Genomic DNA, 19,332 nt, shown 5'->3' with positions numbered 1-19,332 from the left:
AATCTCCCCCACACCCCTCATTTCAGCTCAATTTTTCAGCACAATCCACACCTCTCCCGGCATAAATCCTGGCCAGATTAAGTTTTTGTTAAAACAAATCAATCAGATCTCCCGCATGGCCCGCTTGTTGCCATTTACAAGATCATTCGGTTCATTTTTTACCAATCGACAGGCCAAAGCCATAAACGAGGAGATCAGAAGATGAAATGGGTCACCGCCATCATCAAGCCGTTCAAGCAGGATGACGTTCGCGAGGCACTCACCGCAGTGGGAATCACCGGCATGACCGTGACCGAGGTGCGGGGATTCGGACGACAGAAAGGCCATACGGAGCTTTACCGGGGCGCGGAGTACCAAGTGGATTTCTTGCCGAAAATCAAAGTGGAGTTGGCGGTATCCGATGATCGCCTCGACCAGGTGGTGGATGCGATCCGGGAAGCGGCCAAAACCGGAAAAATCGGCGACGGCAAGATTTTCGTCATGCCCATCGAACACGCGGTGCGCATCCGCACCGGCGAAACCGGACCCGAAGTTCTGTAAAGAACCATTGCCTAATATAGGAGCAATCACGATGACCTTTCTGTCCAAATCCAGGCTCACGGCCTCGATTCTTCCCGCGCTTCTGCTGCCCGCTCTGGCCCTGGCCGAGGAAGCGGCTGTACCCGTACCGCCTCCGGTGCTCAACTCCGGAGATACGGCCTGGATGCTCACTTCCACCGCTTTGGTCTTGTTCATGACCCTGCCGGGACTGGCCCTGTTTTATGGCGGCATGGTACGGGCCAAGAACTCCTTGTCGATCTTCATGCAGTGTTTCGCCATCACCGCCGTGGTCACCGTGCTGTGGAGCCTGTACGGCTACTCCATGGCCTTTACGGACGGCGGACCCAACAATCCCTGGATCGGTGGCTTGAGCAAGGCCTTCCTCGCCGGCATCAAGGGGGAATCCCTCACCGGCACCATCCCGGAAGCGGTCTTTTTGACCTTTCAATTGACCTTCGCCATCATCACCCCGGCCCTGATCATCGGCGCCTTCGCGGAACGGATGAAGTTCTCCGCCATGTTGATCTTCATGAGCGGCTGGGTGACCCTGGTTTATTTCCCCATCTGTCACTGGGTGTGGGGTGGTGGCTGGATGATGAATATGGGTGTCTTGGACTATGCGGGGGGCACCGTGGTGCATGTCAACGCGGGCATCGCCGGTCTGGTGACCGCGGTGGTGCTGGGCAAACGTAAAGGATTTCCCCATGTGGCCATGCCTCCCCACAGTCTGCCCCTGACCGTCACCGGCGCCGGCATGTTGTGGGTGGGATGGTTCGGCTTCAACGCCGGCAGCGCGGCGGCGGCCAATGGCGCGGCGGGCATGGCCATGGTGGTCACACAACTGGCCACGGCCATGGCGGCTTTGACCTGGATGTTCATGGAATGGATGTCCCACGGCAAACCCAGCGCCCTGGGTCTCACCACCGGTGCCGTGGCCGGTCTGGTGGCCATCACCCCGGCTTCCGGTTTCGTCGGCCCCATGGGCGCTCTGGCCCTGGGTGGCATCTCGGGTGTAGTCTGCTTCTTCGGCGCCACCACCCTGAAAAGGAAAATGGGTTATGACGACTCCCTCGACGCCTTTGGCGTGCATGGCATCGGTGGCATCGTCGGCGCCATGCTCACCGGGGTGTTCGCCTCTCCCGGCCTGGGGGGCATCGGCTTCGCCAAAGAGCTGACCATGAGCGGTCAGATCTGGGTGCAAGGGGTGAGCGTGGCCTCCACCGGCATCTATTGCGCCATCATCTCCTACATCCTGCTCAAGGCGATCGACGGATTGGTGGGACTGCGCGTGGATGAAGAGTCGGAAAGCACCGGTCTGGACATCGCCCTGCATGGCGAGCGCGGCTACAACTATTAAATTCCACCGAATGGTGATCATTTCCTCGGTGTAAAATTTCTGGCCGGGCGGAACTCCGTCCGGCCAGAAACTGTTCATGTTCGCAACACAAAAACACGATATGTATCGTTATCGATAGGCTCGAATCAACCCGAAATCCGAAACCATTCAACGGCTGCAAAAAAGGAGATGTCATGAGTATCTTGCGCAATTGGACCAAATGGGCTGGCGTGGTGGGAATGGCGACCTGTGTTGGACTCCCCCTGAGCGCCGTGGCCGCCGACGCCACCCCGGGCGCCGCCCCCGCTTCCCCCCATACGGTCACCGCCAACGTGGGTGTGGTCAGCAACTATATTTTCCGTGGCCTGACCCAGACCTGGGACAATCCGGCGCTCCAGGCCGGTGTTGACTACTCCCACGCCGCCGGGTGGTATGCGGGTCTGTGGTCGTCGAGCGTCAGCGACAAGTTGTTCGCCGATGGCTGGGCGGAAGTCGATCTGTATGGCGGCTTCAACGGCAAATTCAACGACGACTGGACCTGGACCGTGGGGGGCATCGGCTATCTGTATCCGGGCGCCAACTACAACGACGCGGTTCCCCCGGTGGCCGACCAATCCTACAACACCTTCGAACTGAACGCCGGCGTGGGTTACAAGTGGGTCACCACCAAGATCTCCGTGGCGATGAGCGACTATTTCGGAGCCAACAAGAAAACCGGGTTCAACGACAACTCCAAAGGGACCACCTATCTGGACCTGACCGCCAACGTGCCCCTGCCCGAGTCCATCTTCACCAAAGACGTGACTCTGCCCTTGCATGTAGGCTACACCAACTTCAGCAACAAACTGGCGGCAGCCAACGCCGCCGGCGCGACCAATCCGGACTACGCGGACTACAAGATCGGCATCGCCAAGTCGTTCGATGGCGGCCTGTCCTTGAGCGCATCCTATCTGTACGCCGACAACGGCAAATTCTGGGACAAATATCCGTCCGCCAAAAAAGCGACCGATCTGAAGAATCAAGGGGGCGACAACTTTGTCCTCGCCCTGACCAAAACCTTCTGAAATCCTTCTTGAAAACCGTGGGATACGCCATCATCCGGCGTGTCCCACGCTCCCAGAACCCCATCCATGGCCCATTCGCCACAACTGCTGCTGATCACCGACACGCCCTTGCGCGCGGATCTGGAAACCGTCTTGTCCCAGGCTCTGAAAGGGGGGTCCTTCGATCTGCTGCTGCGGGACAAAAGCGCCTCCGCCGCCACTTTGGTGGCTGTGGCGCGCCGCTTGAAACCCATCCTGCATGCCGCCGGGGGACGGCTGCTGATTCACGATCGGGTGGACATCGCCCTGACGACAGCCGCCGACGGGGTGCATCTGCCGGAGGCCGGATTGACCAGCGCCGAAGCCAGGTACCTGCTGGGCCCCATCCCGCTGCTCGGTCGTTCCTGTCATGAAACCACGCATGCCCGACAACACTTGCTCCATGGCGGGAACTATGTCACGCTCTCTCCGGTTTTCGCCACGGCGTCCCATCCGGATGCCACGCCTCTGGGTGTGACACGCTTCGCGACCATGCGCGCCGACATTCCCGGGCCGGTTCTGGCACTGGGAGGCATCCATGGAGGCAACGTCCGCGCCGCCCTCGAAGCCGGAGCAACAGGGGTCGCGCTCATCCGGGGCATCTTCAATGCCCCCGATCCCGCAGAAGCCACATGGCATATCTCCAGGGCGATTCAGGGAACCTAAGATTGCTATTTTTTCCAATTTTCGTCGATTCCCTTCCACTATTGGATGGAATGTGCTATATTTCCATTCTAACCAGAATTACCGGTTAACGGGACTCGCCCAGGAGAAACAACCATGTTCCATTTCAGCTTGGATACCGCGCGTTCGGTCGGTGTACTCTCACTGACCGGAGACCTGACCATCCGCAACGCGGCTGATTTCAAGGAAGCCATGGCCAATGCCATGTACCAATCGAATCACCTGGAACTGAACATGTCCGAAGTGGAACGGGTGGATCTGACCACTCTGCAAATTTTGTGCGCCGCCCAGAGGACTCTGCTGAAGAAGGGTAATACCCTGACCATTTCCGGCACTCTCCCCTCCGCCCTCCGGGAGACCGTGCAACAGGCCGGCTTTGTCGGTTGCGGGGGCGATAAAGAGACCACTGGACTTTGGAAGGAGTAACGAACTGATGCCAAAAACGATCATGACGGTGGATGACTCGTCCAGCGTGAGACAGATGGTGGGCATGACCCTCAAAGGAGCGGGATTCACCGTGGTGGAAGCCGTGGACGGGGTGGATGGTCTGAACAAGGCCAAAGCCAGCAACCTGGACATGATCATCACCGACTTGAACATGCCCAACATGGATGGGATCGCGCTGATCACCGCCTTGCGCACCCTGCCCAGCTATAAATTCACACCAATCGTCATGTTGACGACCGAATCCCAGGCCACCCGCAAACAAGAAGGCAAGACCGCCGGAGCCACCGGTTGGATCGTCAAACCTTTCAAACCGGAACAACTCCTGGAAGTCGTCAAAAAGGTACTGGGCTGACCGTTGAGGGGAACGACACGCCATGAACGTTGAAATCGACACCAGCGCCTTTACCGAAGAGGCCTACGAACTGCTGTCCGAACTGGAGGACTCCCTGCTGGAACTGGAGGCCTCCCCCCAAGATCAGGAACTGATCAGCCGGGTTTTCCGGGCCATGCACACAATCAAAGGCTCAGGTGCCATGTTCGGTTTCGACGCCGTGGCCGAATTCACCCACGAGGTGGAAACGGTCTTCGACATGGCGCGCAACGGAACCATTCCCGTCACCAAACCCCTGATTGACCTCACTCTGGCGGCCCGGGATCAAATCCGCGCCATGCTGGACGCGGCGGCCGGTGGCGAACCTGCGGATCAGAACAACGCCAACCGAATTATCGCCGGATTGCGCGCCCTCTCACCGGAAAAGAAAAGTGGTGGCGGCCACGGGAGCGGCCACCACGCCCCGGCGGGCAAACCCCAGGCGCAAACCCCGGACACCAACGAACCCCATATCTTCCGCATCCGCTTCACCCCCAATCCGGACATCTTCGCCAGCGGCACCAATCCGTTGCTGCTGTTGAACGAATTGCGGGAACTCGGGGACTGCCGCGTGGTGGCCCGCACCGAAAAGCTCCCGGATTTCGACGACCTGGACGCCGAGGTGTGCTACACCGGCTGGGAGATCTTCCTCACCGCCGAAATCGGCGAAAATGCCATCCGCGATGTCTTCATCTTCGTGGAGGACGAGTGCGAAATCAACATCCGGCTGTTGGACCGGGATCAGGTGATGCGCGACCGGGAAGAGTCCAAAAAACTCGGTCAGATTCTCCTGGAAAGAGGGGATGTCAACTCCAACGAACTGGAAAAGGCCCTCATGCCCCTGGGAGACCGGCTGGTCCAAGCCGGCGTGGTCACCCCGGACAAGGTGCGGGCGGCCCTCACCGAACAGCAGGTCATCCAGGAAAAACACGACAAGAAAAAAACCGCCGAAACCGCCACCAGCGTGCGTGTCCCCTCGGACAAGCTCGACAGTCTGGTGGACCTGGTGGGCGAACTGGTGACCATGCAGGCCCGTCTCAACCAGACCGCCAGCAGCATCGGCGATCACACCTTGCAACTCATCGCCGAAGAGGTGGAACGGCTCACCGCGGAACTCAGGGACAACACCATGAGCATCCGCATGTTGACCATCGACACCACCTTCAACAAGTTCAAACGACTGGTCCGGGATCTCTCCACCGAGTTGGGCAAGGAGATCGAGCTGATCACCTCCGGGGGCGAAACCGAACTCGACAAAACCGTCATCGACCAACTCAACGATCCGTTGGTCCACATCATCCGTAACAGCATCGACCACGGAGTGGAATCCCCGGAAATCCGTCGCGCCAACGGCAAGAATCCCGTGGGCAAGATCACCCTGTCCGCCATCCACTCCGGCGCCAGTGTGCTGATCCGGGTGGAAGACGATGGCGCCGGACTGGATGCCCAACGGTTGCGGGCCAAGGGGATCGAAAAGGGTCTGCTCTCCCCGGACGATGAACTGACCGAAAAAGAGGCGTTTCAGCTCATTTTCGCCGCCGGCTTCTCCACCGCTGCCAAAATCACCAATGTGTCGGGACGCGGCGTGGGCATGGATGTGGTGCGTCGCTCCATCGAAGCGTTGCGGGGTTCCATCGATGTCAGCAGCGTGTTGGGCAAGGGTACCACCATCACCCTCAAGCTCCCCCTCACCCTGGCCATCATCGAAGGTCTGCTGGTGATGGTGGAAGGGGAGTACTTCGTCCTGCCCCTGGCCGCCGTCGAAGAGTGCGTCGAACTCTCCCGCGAAGACGTGAAAAAGGCCCATGGCCGGCATGTCATCAACGTGCGCGGCGAGATCATCCCCTACATCCGCATCCGCAGCCGCTTCGAGATCGGGGGCACCCCCCCGGAAATCGAACAGATCGTCATCTCCGAAGTCGATGAAAAACGCATCGGCTTTGTGGTGGACAAGGTTGTGGGGCAACATCAGACGGTCATCAAAACCCTGGGCAAGAATTTTCAGCATTCGGAGGAGTTCTCCGGTGCCACCATTCTGGGCAATGGGGGAGTGGCCCTGATTCTCGACCTCACCAAGATGGTCCGTTACGTCGAAGAGGAAGAAAATCGGGAACTGGACGTTCCATAACTTTCCCTCTTTGGAATCCGCATGATCAGACTGCAAGACATTCGGTTGCGTCCCAAGCTCACCGTTCTGTTGCTGCTGTGCGGGCTGATTCCGGTTCTGATCTTCTGGTGGTTGCGAGACCACCAAGCCGATCAATCCAAACGGCTCCAGACCATCACCCATCTGGAGTCCGCCCGTTCCATCGCCCTGACCGAAATCAAACGACACATCGCCGAACGCCGCGCCGACATGGAGATTCTCGCGCAAATCGCCGCCGAGAACCACCAGCAGGCCCGTGGGGCCTTGGAATCGCTGCGGGATGTGAAAAAAGAGCGCATCGAAACCTTCTTGACCAATCAACTCAACGATATGGTCCAACTGGCCGCCAATCCGGACTTTGTCAAACGCATCGCCGCCATCGACTGGCTGTTTCGCCAGGGGGGGCGCAAAAACGACGACAAACATTGGCGGGAAACCGTGGAAGGTTATGTGCCGCCGATCCACGGACGCCAACCCACCCAGGGATTGGAGGATCTGTATTTCATCTCTCCTTTGGGGGATGTGGTCTATACCCTGAACCGACAAACGGAACTGGGCCACAATATCAACCAGAAACCCCTCAAAGAGACCCCACTGGCCTCCATTCATCGGCAGGCCCTGGAAACCCCGGCTATTCAGGACTGGCCACTCCAGGCCTCCCCGGAGGCCCTCTCCTCTCTGTATTTCGGCGCACCGGTCAAAAAGGATGGCGCGATCATCGGTTCGGTCGTCGCCCGTATCTCCCGTCCGGTGCTGACCCAACTGCTCCACAGCGGCGTGGATCCGGCTCTGCGGGGCCATCTGCTGCTGGCCGCCAGCGATGGCCTGCGCTCCGACCTGCCGGCCTCCCGCCCCCCGGAGAGCCTGCCCACCGCCGCCATCCAGGCCGCCCTCGACAACAAGACAGGCTCCGGCCTCCTCTCCGGCTCCGGACACCAACCGCTGCTGGCGGCCTGGGCGCCGATCCAGGTCAAAGGATTGCACTGGGCCATCGTGGCGGAAAAAGAAGCCTCCCGGATCTTTGCCCCCCACCCCGGAGAGACCCGCAACTGGCTGCAGAAATTCAGTGAAACCGCTGGTTATTATGATCTTTTTCTGGTGCACCCCAACGGGGAGGTGTTTCACACCTCGGCGCGACAGGCGGACTTCGCCACCAATCTGCTCACCGGTCGCTACGCCTCCACCAATCTGGGCCAACTGATTCAAAAAACCCTCAAAAGCCAAAAAGCGGGACTGTCGGATCTGCTCCCCTATCCCCCGAGCGACAATCAACCCGCCTTCTTCATGGCCCAGCCGGTGATCGACAACGGACAACTGGTGCTGGTGGCCGCCTTGCAACTGGCCCCGGACACCATGACCGCCATGCTGCATCAGCTCGCCCAATCCAGCCCCTACCGGATCTTTCTGGTGGGACCGGATGAAAAACTCCGCTCCGACGCCTTCACCGATCCCACCAACCCCTCCACCGCCACGGCCTTCATCGGCGGCGCGGCAGCAACGGTGGTGGCCCCCCAGGCGATCCAGAATGCCCTGGCCGGCGAAACCGGTACCCTGGAAATCACCCACGCCGATGGCAAACGGGTACTCTCCAGCTTCGCGCCCCTGCCCATGGATGGCTTCACCTGGGCGGTGATCACCGAAACCGAAATCCATGAACCCGCCCCAGGCCGTCAGGCCACCCCCTTGCTGATGGGAATCCTCGCCTGTGTCGCCCTGTTGACCCTGGCGGGCTCCCGGCTGATTCAACGGGATCTGCTCGATCCCTTGCGGGAAACCGCCTTCACCCTCAATCGCATGGCCTCCGGACACTTCACACCCCCAGAGACCAACACACGCCGGGATGAACTGGGTTCCCTGGCCCGTTCCGTGGTCACGGTCTCCGAAGAGGTGGCGCAAGCGGGTCAACGGATTCAACTGGCTGCCGACCCCATGGCCCAGCGCATCCGCCGACTGGCTTCCCATGCCATGGTGATCTCCCGGGAGTCTGCCGCCGGCTCCGATCTGCTGGCCGACGCCCGCACCACCATCGAAGAGATTGCCCGGCAGTTCTCCGAGGAGAGCACCCGGCTCATCCAGGAACACGCCCGACTGGTACACGAACAGACCCGGCTGCTGCACCACTCCGAACGGATGGCGGGGCAAACCGCCCAGGCCGTCACCGAAGGCAAACAGGTGGTCCACGACTCCATGGAGAGCTGGCGTCAACTTCAAGAGCGTCTGGTCAGGCTCCAGGAGACCACCCGGGAGTTGGCCGCCCAGGCCACCCCCTCCCCCCCCTCCCCCACGGGTCACAAAACCTCCGAAGAGGGTGGCAAAGGGTCCAAACATGGCAAACACAACAAGGAAGGGTCCACGCCTCCCGCGTCTCCGGTGCTGCGGGTCACCCAGGAGATGCAGACCGAACTGGATGCCTTGCATCTTTTGATCGGGGAACGTCTGTTGGCCTCCGCCGGGACCATCACCTCCCTGGAAAACCTGCTGCCCCCCATGCCCATGCCGCAGGATCTGGAACCCAATGCCTTGATGGCCCTGGAACACTCCCCGGAACGGGCTCTGGTGGCCCTGGAAAAACTCGATGAATTGCTCAAGAAAAACATCGCCACAGCCCGTGAGATCATCCTGTCGGCCAAAGCGGTCTTCGATCTGACCACCGGACCCCTGAAACAGGCCACTTCCTATTTCGCGCCTCAAGATTCCGGGCTGCCGGAATCGTCCCTGGCCAACCGTAACCCGCTCCCGCCGTCGGAAACGTCGGAAGAGCGGGAAACGCCCCTGACCCCCGTGCCTGCGGATTCCTCCCACGCAGCACCGCGCCCCGGATCCGCTTCGTCCCACCAAGCCTGATGAACCATGCGAGATGCACCCATGAACGATTCAGAGACAACCACCTCGACACAATACCTGACCTTCACCCTGGGCACCGAAGTCTTCGCCGTGGATATTGCCAAGATCCGCGAAGTGCTGGAGTTCACGTCGGTCACCAAAGTGCCCCGTACCCCTGGTTTCATGTGCGGCGTGATCAACCTGCGGGGCAGCGTGGTCCCGGTGGTGGATATGCGTCAGAAGTTCAAGATGACTCAGAGTGTCAAATCGATCAACACCTGTGTCATCATCCTGGAAATCGCCCAGGATGATGGCATTGTGGTCATGGGAGCGCTGGCGGATTCGGTGCGGGAGGTGATGGAACTGGAACCGGATCAGATCGAACCCGCTCCGAGAATTGGCATGCAACTGCGTTCCGACTTTCTCAAAGGCATGGGCAAGCATGATGGACGGTTCATCATGATTCTGGATATCGACAAGATGTTCTCGGTGGAGGAACTGTCATCGGTGCAAAGTGCCACGGCGGGATGATCCACGCACCCGTTTGAAACGCATCAAACCCGCTTGGAGAACCCCCCTCCCCCCGGTGGATGCGGGGAATCGGTCTGGCCGTCGTCCATCCGGGATCCCCGGGATGGGGTGGCTTTGGGTTCAAATTTCAGGCAGGGACCGCCGGAACTGCGCAACACCTCCTGCCAGGGCCACAGGGCGGTCTTGAACCCCATGGCACGACAGGCCCGGGGATGATCGGCCTCCCAAGTGATCTGGAAGTGGCGGCAACGCAGACAATCCACCGGTTGCGACGGGTTGGACTGGGAGTCGTCCATGGGGTGGCTCCTCCAGAAAGCATCAATCCTTCCAGAACTTACTTGAAAACAGCATCAGAATGGTGAAAATCTCCAACCGGCCCACGATCATCATCGAAGCCAGGATGATTTTGCCAAAATCCGGGACATGCGCAAAATTATCCATAGCCCCCACGGTATTGAAGCCCGGCCCGACATTGGCCCAGGCGGTCAACGCCGCCCCCATGGCCGACAGCAGATCCATATCCATGGCGTTGAGCAACATGCCGCCGAACAGCACATACCCCAGGGCCAGGATGAACAAGGCCACGGCGTTCTCCAGGATCTCCCGGGAGATGGGTTGATGGTCCATTTTCGACACCACCACCTGATTGGGCTGCAACAGACGGGCGGTGACGCTGGGAATGGTCTTGAGCAGCACTTGTACCCGCACCACCTTGATGCCCCCCCCGGTGGAACCGGACATGCCACCGATCACCATCAGCAACCCCAATAACAACTGGGTGATGGCGGGCCACTGCTCCCAGTCGGTACTGGCAAAACCGGTGGTGGTCATGATGCTCACCACCTGGAACAATGAGTGGCGCACCACCTCTTCCAGACTCCACACCGGGTTCCAGCGCACCAGAACCGCCACAATGAACGCCGTGAAGATGAAGATGATCACCCCATAACCGAGCAACTCTTCATAGGTGAAGGCTTTCCAATCCCGAAAAACGATCACCCGATAGTGAATCAGGAAATTCATACCTCCCAAGACCATGATTACAATGGCCCACCATTGGGCGGAGGGAGCATAAAAACCCAAACTCATATTTTTAATCGAGAATCCACCGGTGGCGATGGCGGCGAAGGAGTGGTTGACCGCTTCAAGCCAGGTCATGCCGCAAAACATGAATCCCATCACCCCAACCACGGTGATCAGGGTATAAACGCCCCACAAGGCCCGGGCGGTATGGACCAACCGGGGGGTCATGCGATCCTTGGTGGGACCGGGGACTTCGGCCTTCATCAACTGGGTGCCACCCACCCCCAGAAAAGGCAGAATGGCGATGGCCATCAGCAGCATTCCCATGCCTCCCAGCCAGTGGGTGATGCTGCGCCACAACAAGATGCTCTGGGGCCACGCCTCGATATCGGTCATCACCGAAGAACCAGTGGTGGTGAAACCCGAGGCGGTCTCGAAAAAAGCGGACGGGAAATCCATGCCACCCTGAAAGATATAGGGCAAGCCGCCAAAAAACGACGCCAGAAACCAGCCAAGACTGGTAATCAGGAATCCATCCCGGGGATTCAATTCAGAACGGGCCTTGCGACTCAAAAACAACCCCACCATGACCGCCGCCGATGCCACCAGGAAGGCGTTCACCATGGGCATGGGATTTTCTCCGAGGTGCAAGGCCAACAACACCGGAAAAATCTCAAACCCCGCGACCAGGGCGATCAGAAGACTCAAGACGCGCAGATCAAAAAGGAGGTTCATTTGAGGCCCAGAAATTCATCCACTTGTTGGAAATGACCCGGATAGGTGATCACCAACACGTGATCCCCGGGGGTCAAAGTCATGTTGCCGTTGGGCACGATCATCTGACCCTTCTTGACCACGGCGGCCACGATCACGGTTCTGGGCAGCCCCAGGTCCTTCAGGGGTTTGCCGACAATGCGTGAATTTTCCTGGGCTTCCATGTACAAAGCGTCGAGTCTGCCATTGAGCATCATCGCGGCATCCACCACCTTGCCCATGCTCAGAAACCGCAGGATCTTGCCCACAGCCGCCAGCTTGGGGCTGACCACCGCATCGATGCCCAGGGAAGGAGCCATGGTCATATAGGCTTCGTTGTCCATCAGGCTGATGGCGCGTCGCGCTCCAAACTTGCGGGCCATCAGGCACAGCACCAGATTGACCTCCTGATGCCCGGTCAGGGCGATAAAGGTGGAAGCCCCCTGGGCCATCTTCTGAATGGTTTCCGGATCCGTGGCGTCGCAGTGGATCACCGCCGTCTCTTCCAGGATGGCGGCCAACTCCTGACAGCGTTCCAGGGATTTTTCCAGGATGAAAACCGGAATCCCCGCCTTTTCAATTCTGGAGGCGATCTGTTCGGCCTTCCAGCCACCGCCGGCGATGACGATCTTTCGGTTTTGCACCGGTCGCCGACCCAGCAGGGTGATGATCTTGGACAGTTCGGTCTTGGCGCCTGTGGTGATGAACACCCGGTCCGTGACATTCAGCACGGTGCGCCCGTTGGGAATGACCACCTCACCGCCTTTGTCCACAGCCACGATCAAGGCGCCGGCCCGGGACAACTCCTGAATTTCCATCAGGGGGCGCCCGATCAATACGCTCTCTTCGCCGAGTCGGAAACCGGCAATGCTGATGGAACCGTTGTCGAAGGGGACCACCTCGAAGGCCTGATCCACCTGCAACAAATCCAGCACCATCTCCACGGCGGCGTACTCGGGACTGAAGACGATGGCGCCTCCCAGGGTGTCGCCACGGACCAGCGCGGGATTTTTCAGGAACTGTTTTTTGCGGACCCGGGCGATGATGCGGGCGGTCGGATTGACCGAGCGGGCCATGAGCAGCAAAATGATGTTGCTTTCGTCGGAGTTGGTGACCGCCAGGATCAGATCCGCCTTGTCCAGTCCGGCCCCCAGCAGGAATTCCCCATCCGAGGTGTCGCCGTGCATGGCCTGCAAATCCATGGTTTCTTGCAGGTGTTTGATGACCGCGGCGTCATTGTCGATCATCACCACGTTGTGGCCTTCGCCGGAAAGATTCTTGGCCAGGGAGATGCCCACCACGCCCGCGCCGATGATAATAATTTCCATGCTCATGTATCACATCCGACCCGTCATGCAACCACATCGATGGAGGGATGCTCACTGTCGGTGTGCGTCCCCTTGTAGGCCCCGCCACTCCTGGACTGTCGCAAAAACAAAGAGTTGACCGCCTGTTGATTCAGGCTGACCTTGCCCTGTTTGGCCAGGAGCAACCGTTCCTGGATGGTGGGTTTATGCCGGGGTTGGGGAAACGACTCCTCGCCCCCTTCGGGTTCCTCTTCGTCTTCTTCGTGTCTGCGCTGGGCGTTGCGCCCCTTGGCGTTGCGCTTGACATCGGACACGTTGCGGGCGGCCAACTGCTCGGAATTGTTGGTGCGTAGATCGTGGGGAACCTTGATAAGGTTGGCTTGCTCCAGCATTGGATTGCTGGTTCCCAACAGATTGATCGCTGGAATGGCGTTGAACATGATACACCTGCCCCAAGACTTGCCAAATGGACCAACCAGACCGGCACACCCGATCTTTCGGTTCATACTCCTTTTATCGGCGTTTTACCGATCCGAATCAACCTTTTTCTGCCTGTCGTCAACGCACCAGATTCAGCAGGGTCTGATTCATCTGATCCAGACGCTGGACCAGAATCTCGATCAACTGGTCCTTGATCTTATGCTGCATCTGGGAGTCGAGTTGAGACATGGTTTCGCCGTTGATGGTGAAACAGATCATTTTCTCGCACGCCACCACGTCGGTGGAGCGGGGACGCTGGGTCAGAAAGGAGATCTCCCCAAAGACCGTGCCCGGCTCCAGGATGGTGATGATTTTGTCGGGATGAGACTTCTTGGAAACCCTGGCTGTCCCCTTGAGGATGATGAACAAGGCATTGTCCTCGGCATCCTCGTGGATCAGGTAGTCCCCGGCCTGAAAGCTCTCGAAGTAACAATCGAGACTGATCAGAAGATTTTTTTCTTCCTCGGAGAAGGACCAGAAAAAGGGAACATTATCAAGCAATCTCTGAACGACCATTCGCTCACCTTGAAAAGGGATCTTGAACTGTCAATGCAGCCTCTGGACGATGTCACCACTATATCAAACCCGTGAATCGCCGGATAGGGCGATCATGATCCGGATCTCACTATTCCAACCTCAAAAAATGCCAATCCACTTTCACTATCGTTTGCGCAAGGGGGTAGCCGCCGAAACCAGGATTTTTTCCGGTTTCCAGAAGTGGGGCAGCAACAGAATCAAAACCGTGAAGACCTCCAGACGGCCAAACACCATCAGGGCCACCAGCAGATACTTGCCCGGATCCGGAACCGCCGAAAAATTATCCATCGGCCCCACCCAACCGATACCCGGTCCCACATTGATGGTGGCGGTCAAGGCGGCGGAATAGGCGCTCGGCACATCCATGCCCACCGCCACCAGAAAAATGGTGGCCCCCAGCAAGGCCAACGCCATGGCAAAGGCCATGGCCATGACCCCATCCAGGATGTCCCGGGGTACTTTCTTGCCGTTGAACTTCACCAACATGACCCGTTCCGGGGTCAACAGACGATTGAGTACCACCCCCAGCACCTTGAACAAAATGATGGCCCGCACCATTTTGAGTCCCCCGGTGGTGGAACCGGCCATGGCACCGGGAATAGCAATGGTCATCATCAGCAGTTGCACATACAGTGGCCAGACCTCCCAGTCCACATTGGCGAAGCCGGTATTGGTCACTAGGCTGATGGCCTGAAAGAATCCATGCCGCAACGCCGGTTCCAGCGCCGCGTCCGCCGTGCTGGAATGGGCGATGAGGGTGCAGAAACTTCCGGCGACCAGCATGAGCAGCAAATACCAGACAATCTCCTCATCCTTGAAAACCGACAGATCCCGGGTCACAATCAAACGATAGTGCATGACGAAATTGATGCCCGCCACGATCATGAAAAACATCGCGGTCCACTGCACCGTATTGGAATAGGCCGCCAGACTGGCATTCTTGGTGGAAAATCCCCCGATGGCGATGGTGGTGAAGGCATGATGCACCGCATCCAGCCCCGACATTCCGGCCCAGTAATAAGCCAGTCCACACAATACCGTCAATCCGAAATAAATCCCCCACATCAACTGGGCGGTAGCCGCCATGCGGGGGGCGAGTTTGTCCTTGCGGGGGCCGGGCATTTCCGCCTTCATGATCTGGGCGCCCCCCACTCCGAGAAAAGGCAGGATGGCCACAGCCAACAACAAAATACCCATGCCGCCGATCCACTGGGTGGTGCTGCGCCAAAACAGCAGACTTTGCGACAAGGCCTCCACATCGGTCAGAATCGAAGAGCCCGTGGTGGTAAACCCGGAAGCGGATTCAAACACCGCGTCTACCCAGCGCATCTGACCCGAAAAATAATAAGGCAACGCCCCCATGAAAATCATCACCGCCCAACCCAGAATCACCGCCAGCACCCCATCCCTGGCCTGCATTTCCAGACTGGCCCGACGTGTCAGAAAACCCGTCGCGCTCACCCCCAGACACAGCATCACGGCATACAGGAAGGGAGCAATCGGTTCATTCATGTGCCAGGCCAGAGCCAAGGCCGGCAGTTTGAACAGCACCAGAATGGCGGATACCACCGCCAGAATACGAATATTCAAAGAAAGATTCATCGACAATCCACCTGTTAACGATCGCGGGCCGTGATGAACTGTTCCATGAGGGTGGACTGGGAATCCCCCAACGTCACGAACAAGGCCATGTCACCGGCCTTCAAAACCAGATCGCCCGAGGGCACAATGATCTGTTTGTCCTGAACCGCCGCCACCATCAACAAGCCTCTGGGAAAATTCGCCTCGCGCAGTGGCATGCCATCCAGCCGGGCGCCCCGGTCCACCTCCACCAAAAAAAGATTCAAACGCCCGCTCAACAATACCGCCGAATCCAGAATCCGTCCCATGCGGGCAAACCGCAAAATCGTGCCCACCGCCGCCAACCGGGGACTCAGAATGGCATCCACCCCCAACTCCGGAGCCATGCCGATATAAGCCTCATTGTCCATCATGGTGACCACCTGCATGGCGCCTCTTTTGCGGGCCAGCAGGGAAATGAAAAAATTCAGCTCCTGAGAGGGGGTGACCGCCAACAAAATGGTATCCGACGTGATGGCCCGGCCCAACAAATCCGCATCGGTCACGTCGCCATTCAGGACCACGGTGGCAGAAAGAGACTCGGCCAACTCCTGACACCGTTGATGATCCGATTCGATCACCACCGCCTGTTTGCCCCGTTTTTCCAACTGCCGGGCAATGCTCATGCCGATCTGACCACCCCCGAGAATGACGAATTTGGGATCCTTGCGATACGATTTTCCCAGCAACGCCATGATGTCCGGAATATTCAACCCCTCCGGAACGGTCAGAAAAACCCGATCCCCCACCATCAGCACCGAATCCCCGGCGGGAATGAACACCTCTCCGTTGCGCTCCACCCCCACCATCAGCACATGCCGGGACGGAAACAGATGCGCCACCTCCCGCAACGGTTTTCCGGAGATCATGTTGTCTTCTTCCAGGCGGAAACCGGCAATCCGTACCTTGCCACCCAGAAACTCCACCACGTCGAAGGCCTGCTGAATGGTGAGGATGTGCAACGCGGTCTCCACCACCGCCCGTTCGGGACTGATGATGATGGTATCGGCCAGGGTACCGGTTTTCCAGAGTTGCCGGTTGTCCAGAAACTCCACATCCTTGATGCGGGCGATGATTCGGGCTTTGGGATTGAAGGAGCGGGCGATCAGGGTCAGGATGATGTTGGTCTTGTCCTGATTGGTCACCACCAGGATCATGTCGGCGGATTCGATGTCCGCCTCTTTCAAGGCGGAAGTGTTTTCGGCGGTGCCATGCACGATCTGCACATCCATCCGTTCCCGGATGGCCCGCACCGTATTGGAATTGGACTCCACGAAACAGATGTCGTGCCCTTGCTCGATGATATGCTGTCCCAGGGCCGACCCCACCATGCCCGCCCCGAAAATGACCACCCTCATGCGTTGTTCGGACATGCCTGCCTCCGTACTGAAACCGCAATGGATCCACCAGAACACAACCTGACGTACCATCCGTCGAACGATGATCCCCTCATCGAATCCATCCCCCCCCCATGACCCGATCTTCCACATAAAAAACACACGCCTGACCCGGGGCGGTGGCCCGTTGCGGAGCGACGAACTCCACCCGGGCGCACTGACCCTCCAGAGGAATCAGCCATGCGGGCCGGGGGGGGGAGGCGTGACGGATCTGGGCCAGGATCGATACCGGGGCGGTCAACGGTTGGGGATCGAGCCAGTGCAGTTGCGCCACGTCCAACGACTCCCGCATCAAGGCGGCGGCAGGTCCAACCACCAGCCGGTTTTCGCCGGGATGAATGGCCAGGACATACAATGGATAAGACGCCGCCACCCCCAGACCGTGACGCTGCCCGATGGTGTAATGGCCCAGCCCCTGATGCTGACCTAAAATCTGGCCGCTTTCATCCACGATCGGACCCGGAGTGGAAGTGGCGGCACTGCCATGACGGGCAAAAAAGGCCGTATGATCCCCATCCGGAACAAAACAGAGATCCTGACTCTCCCGTTTGCGGGCCAGATGCAACCCGAACGACTCCGCCAACTGACGGGTCTGGGATTTGGTCAGGCCCCCGAGGGGAAATCGGATCCGGGATAAATCCTCCAGTCGGGTGGCGAACAAAAAATAGGATTGATCCTTGTCCGGATCCAGCCCCCGCAACAAACGCGGCACCCCCTCCACGGTCTCGACGCGGGCATAATGGCCGGTGGCCAGGAATTCCGCCCCCAGATCCATGGCCTTGTCCAACAGCAGACGGAACTTGAGAATTTGGTTGCAGCGGATGCAGGGATTGGGAGTGTGGCCCGCAGCATAGGAGGTGATGAAATCATCCACCACCGCCCGCTGGAACTGTGCTTCCAGATTGAGTACATAAAAGGGAATGCCCAGTTTCTGGGCCACGCGGCGGGCGTCGTGACGATCCTCCGGGGCGCAGCAGGTCCGACCACCCGCGGCGGGCAGGGCTGCCCCCGGATCCCACAACTGCATGGTCAGACCGATCACCTCCCACCCCTGGGAGACCAGCAATGCGGCGGTGGCGGCGGAGTCCACCCCGCCGGACAAGGCCACCGCGATCCGTCGGCCCGAACCGGAACCGGAGGAAAAATCCGGGAGGGATGGCCGATCGGCCAAAAGACCAGTCATGCGGGATCGTGACTCAAGGGGCGAAATCGTGGATGGAAACCGCCGGAGTCTGGCCGATTACCAGATCCCGCACCACTTCGGCGGTGATGGGGGTCAACAGGATGCCATTGCGATAGTGTCCGGCGGCGATGAACAGCCCCTCCACCGCACAGGCGCCAAGCAGAGGCAGACCATCCCCGGTAGCAGGGCGCAAACCCGACCAGGATGTGACGAAACGGGCATCGGCCAATCCGGGCAGCATCTCCATGGCCATACCCGCCACCCGGTGCAATCCCGCGAGGGTCACGGCCTTGTCGAACCCCCGATCCTCCAGGGTGGAACCCATCACCACCCGCCCATCGGCCCGGGGCACCACATAACCCTTGTAGCCGTACACCACATGGCGAAACCGGGGGGGACGGTTCTCCAACTGGATAATCTGACCCGCCACCGGCTTGATGGCGGTGCGCAAGCGGGGTAATCCCTGGATTTCCGAACTCCAGGCGCCACCGGCCACCACCACCCGGTCGGCGGGAATCAAACCCGCGTCGGTCCTGACCCCTTGCACCCGGTTGTCCACCACCACCAACTCCCGCACCCGCTCGCCGGAACGAAACTCCGCCCCCTTACGGGACGCCGCCGCAGCCAAAGCCGCGGACAAGGCCACCGGATCCACCTGATGATCATCCGGAAAATAACTGGCACCCACCATATGAGGTGTCAAGGCCGGTTCCAGACGACGGGCCTCCTCCCGATCCAACAGCTCCACCTTGAGCCCCCGGGCCAGCATCCATTCCGCCCGGGCCACGGAGATGCGTCCCTCGGCCGGATCCAAAGCCACCTCCAGCACTCCGGAATCCTCGTACCCGATGGAAACCCCGGTCAATTCCGTCAACTCGCGGGCATACTCCCGAAACCGGGCGCGACTGGCCAGACACAGCTCAAAAAACGGCCCCGGTCCGGAGACTTCGGACTGGGCACCGAGAATGCCAGCCGCCGCCGCCGAGGACTCCGCCCCCGGCAGGGACTTTTCCAACAGCGTGACCGACAAACCCGCCTCGGCCAAACGATGGGCGCAGGCACACCCCATCACC

General features: G+C 59.3%; 17 protein-coding genes and 1 pseudogene. 9 read left to right on the top strand and 9 right to left on the bottom strand.

Going from position 1 to position 19,332, the window contains the following annotated elements:
* The first annotated feature begins 201 nt into the window (after positions 1-201).
* The 9 genes from HQL98_01330 (at position 202) to HQL98_01290 (ending at position 9,959) form a co-directional block, all read left to right on the top strand.
* Positions 202-540, top strand: a complete 339-nt coding sequence (locus HQL98_01330; protein ID MBF0270704.1) for a P-II family nitrogen regulator — start codon at positions 202-204, stop codon at positions 538-540.
* 31 nt (positions 541-571) lie between these two features.
* On the top strand, positions 572-1,897 hold the full coding sequence (locus tag HQL98_01325; protein MBF0270703.1) for an ammonium transporter: 1,326 nt from the start codon (positions 572-574) through the stop codon (positions 1,895-1,897).
* Positions 1,898-2,070: 173 nt separating this feature from the next.
* Positions 2,071-2,940, top strand: a complete 870-nt coding sequence (locus HQL98_01320; GenBank protein ID MBF0270702.1) for a hypothetical protein — start codon at positions 2,071-2,073, stop codon at positions 2,938-2,940.
* A gap of 66 nt (positions 2,941-3,006) precedes the next feature.
* Complete coding sequence (locus tag HQL98_01315; protein ID MBF0270701.1) at positions 3,007-3,624, top strand: thiamine phosphate synthase; 618 nt, start codon at positions 3,007-3,009, stop codon at positions 3,622-3,624.
* Between the two features lie 114 nt (positions 3,625-3,738).
* Positions 3,739-4,068: an STAS domain-containing protein gene (locus tag HQL98_01310; protein ID MBF0270700.1), complete on the top strand. Its 330-nt coding sequence runs from the start codon at positions 3,739-3,741 to the stop codon at positions 4,066-4,068.
* 7 nt (positions 4,069-4,075) lie between these two features.
* A complete protein-coding gene (locus tag HQL98_01305) occupies positions 4,076-4,441 on the top strand; it encodes a response regulator (GenBank protein ID MBF0270699.1) in 366 nt (121 codons plus the stop codon).
* Positions 4,442-4,463: 22 nt separating this feature from the next.
* Positions 4,464-6,587, top strand: coding sequence for a chemotaxis protein CheA (locus HQL98_01300; GenBank protein ID MBF0270698.1), 2,124 nt, complete (start codon positions 4,464-4,466; stop codon positions 6,585-6,587).
* A 21-nt stretch (positions 6,588-6,608) separates the two neighbouring features.
* Positions 6,609-9,449: a methyl-accepting chemotaxis protein gene (locus HQL98_01295; GenBank protein MBF0270697.1), complete on the top strand. Its 2,841-nt coding sequence runs from the start codon at positions 6,609-6,611 to the stop codon at positions 9,447-9,449.
* A 21-nt stretch (positions 9,450-9,470) separates the two neighbouring features.
* The gene (locus tag HQL98_01290) at positions 9,471-9,959 is read left to right on the top strand and encodes a purine-binding chemotaxis protein CheW (protein MBF0270696.1); all 489 of its coding nucleotides are present in this window, start codon (positions 9,471-9,473) and stop codon (positions 9,957-9,959) included.
* 113 nt (positions 9,960-10,072) lie between these two features.
* On the opposite strand, the pseudogene HQL98_01285 reads toward HQL98_01290, so the two are convergent.
* The 9 genes and pseudogenes from HQL98_01285 to thiO form a co-directional block, all read right to left on the bottom strand.
* Positions 10,073-10,255: pseudogene (locus HQL98_01285) on the bottom strand (uracil-DNA glycosylase).
* A gap of 22 nt (positions 10,256-10,277) precedes the next feature.
* A complete protein-coding gene (locus HQL98_01280; protein ID MBF0270695.1) occupies positions 10,278-11,717 on the bottom strand; it encodes a TrkH family potassium uptake protein in 1,440 nt (479 codons plus the stop codon).
* Positions 11,714-13,069, bottom strand: a complete 1,356-nt coding sequence (gene trkA / locus HQL98_01275) for a Trk system potassium transporter TrkA (protein ID MBF0270694.1) — start codon at positions 13,067-13,069, stop codon at positions 11,714-11,716. Before trkA (HQL98_01275) ends, HQL98_01280 begins: the two co-directional genes overlap by 4 nt.
* A 17-nt stretch (positions 13,070-13,086) precedes the next feature.
* The gene (locus HQL98_01270) at positions 13,087-13,482 is read right to left on the bottom strand and encodes a hypothetical protein (GenBank protein MBF0270693.1); all 396 of its coding nucleotides are present in this window, start codon (positions 13,480-13,482) and stop codon (positions 13,087-13,089) included.
* Positions 13,483-13,600: 118 nt separating this feature from the next.
* Positions 13,601-14,038: a cyclic nucleotide-binding domain-containing protein gene (locus HQL98_01265; protein ID MBF0270692.1), complete on the bottom strand. Its 438-nt coding sequence runs from the start codon at positions 14,036-14,038 to the stop codon at positions 13,601-13,603.
* Positions 14,039-14,182: 144 nt separating this feature from the next.
* Positions 14,183-15,661: a TrkH family potassium uptake protein gene (locus HQL98_01260; GenBank protein ID MBF0270691.1), complete on the bottom strand. Its 1,479-nt coding sequence runs from the start codon at positions 15,659-15,661 to the stop codon at positions 14,183-14,185.
* 14 nt (positions 15,662-15,675) lie between these two features.
* The gene (trkA, locus tag HQL98_01255) at positions 15,676-17,052 is read right to left on the bottom strand and encodes a Trk system potassium transporter TrkA (protein MBF0270690.1); all 1,377 of its coding nucleotides are present in this window, start codon (positions 17,050-17,052) and stop codon (positions 15,676-15,678) included.
* A gap of 76 nt (positions 17,053-17,128) precedes the next feature.
* Entirely contained in the window at positions 17,129-18,259 is a 1,131-nt protein-coding gene (gene mnmA / locus HQL98_01250; protein ID MBF0270689.1) for a tRNA 2-thiouridine(34) synthase MnmA, read from the bottom strand.
* A 13-nt stretch (positions 18,260-18,272) separates the two neighbouring features.
* The gene (gene thiO / locus HQL98_01245; GenBank protein MBF0270688.1) at positions 18,273-19,328 is read right to left on the bottom strand and encodes a glycine oxidase ThiO; all 1,056 of its coding nucleotides are present in this window, start codon (positions 19,326-19,328) and stop codon (positions 18,273-18,275) included.
* Between the last annotated feature and the right edge of the window lie 4 nt (positions 19,329-19,332).

The organism is Magnetococcales bacterium, assembly GCA_015231755.1.
Taxonomy (GTDB): domain Bacteria; phylum Pseudomonadota; class Magnetococcia; order Magnetococcales; family Magnetaquicoccaceae; genus Magnetaquiglobus.
The sequence above is the reverse complement of the archived record's forward strand: the minus strand, read 5'-3'. Positions and strand labels throughout refer to the sequence as shown.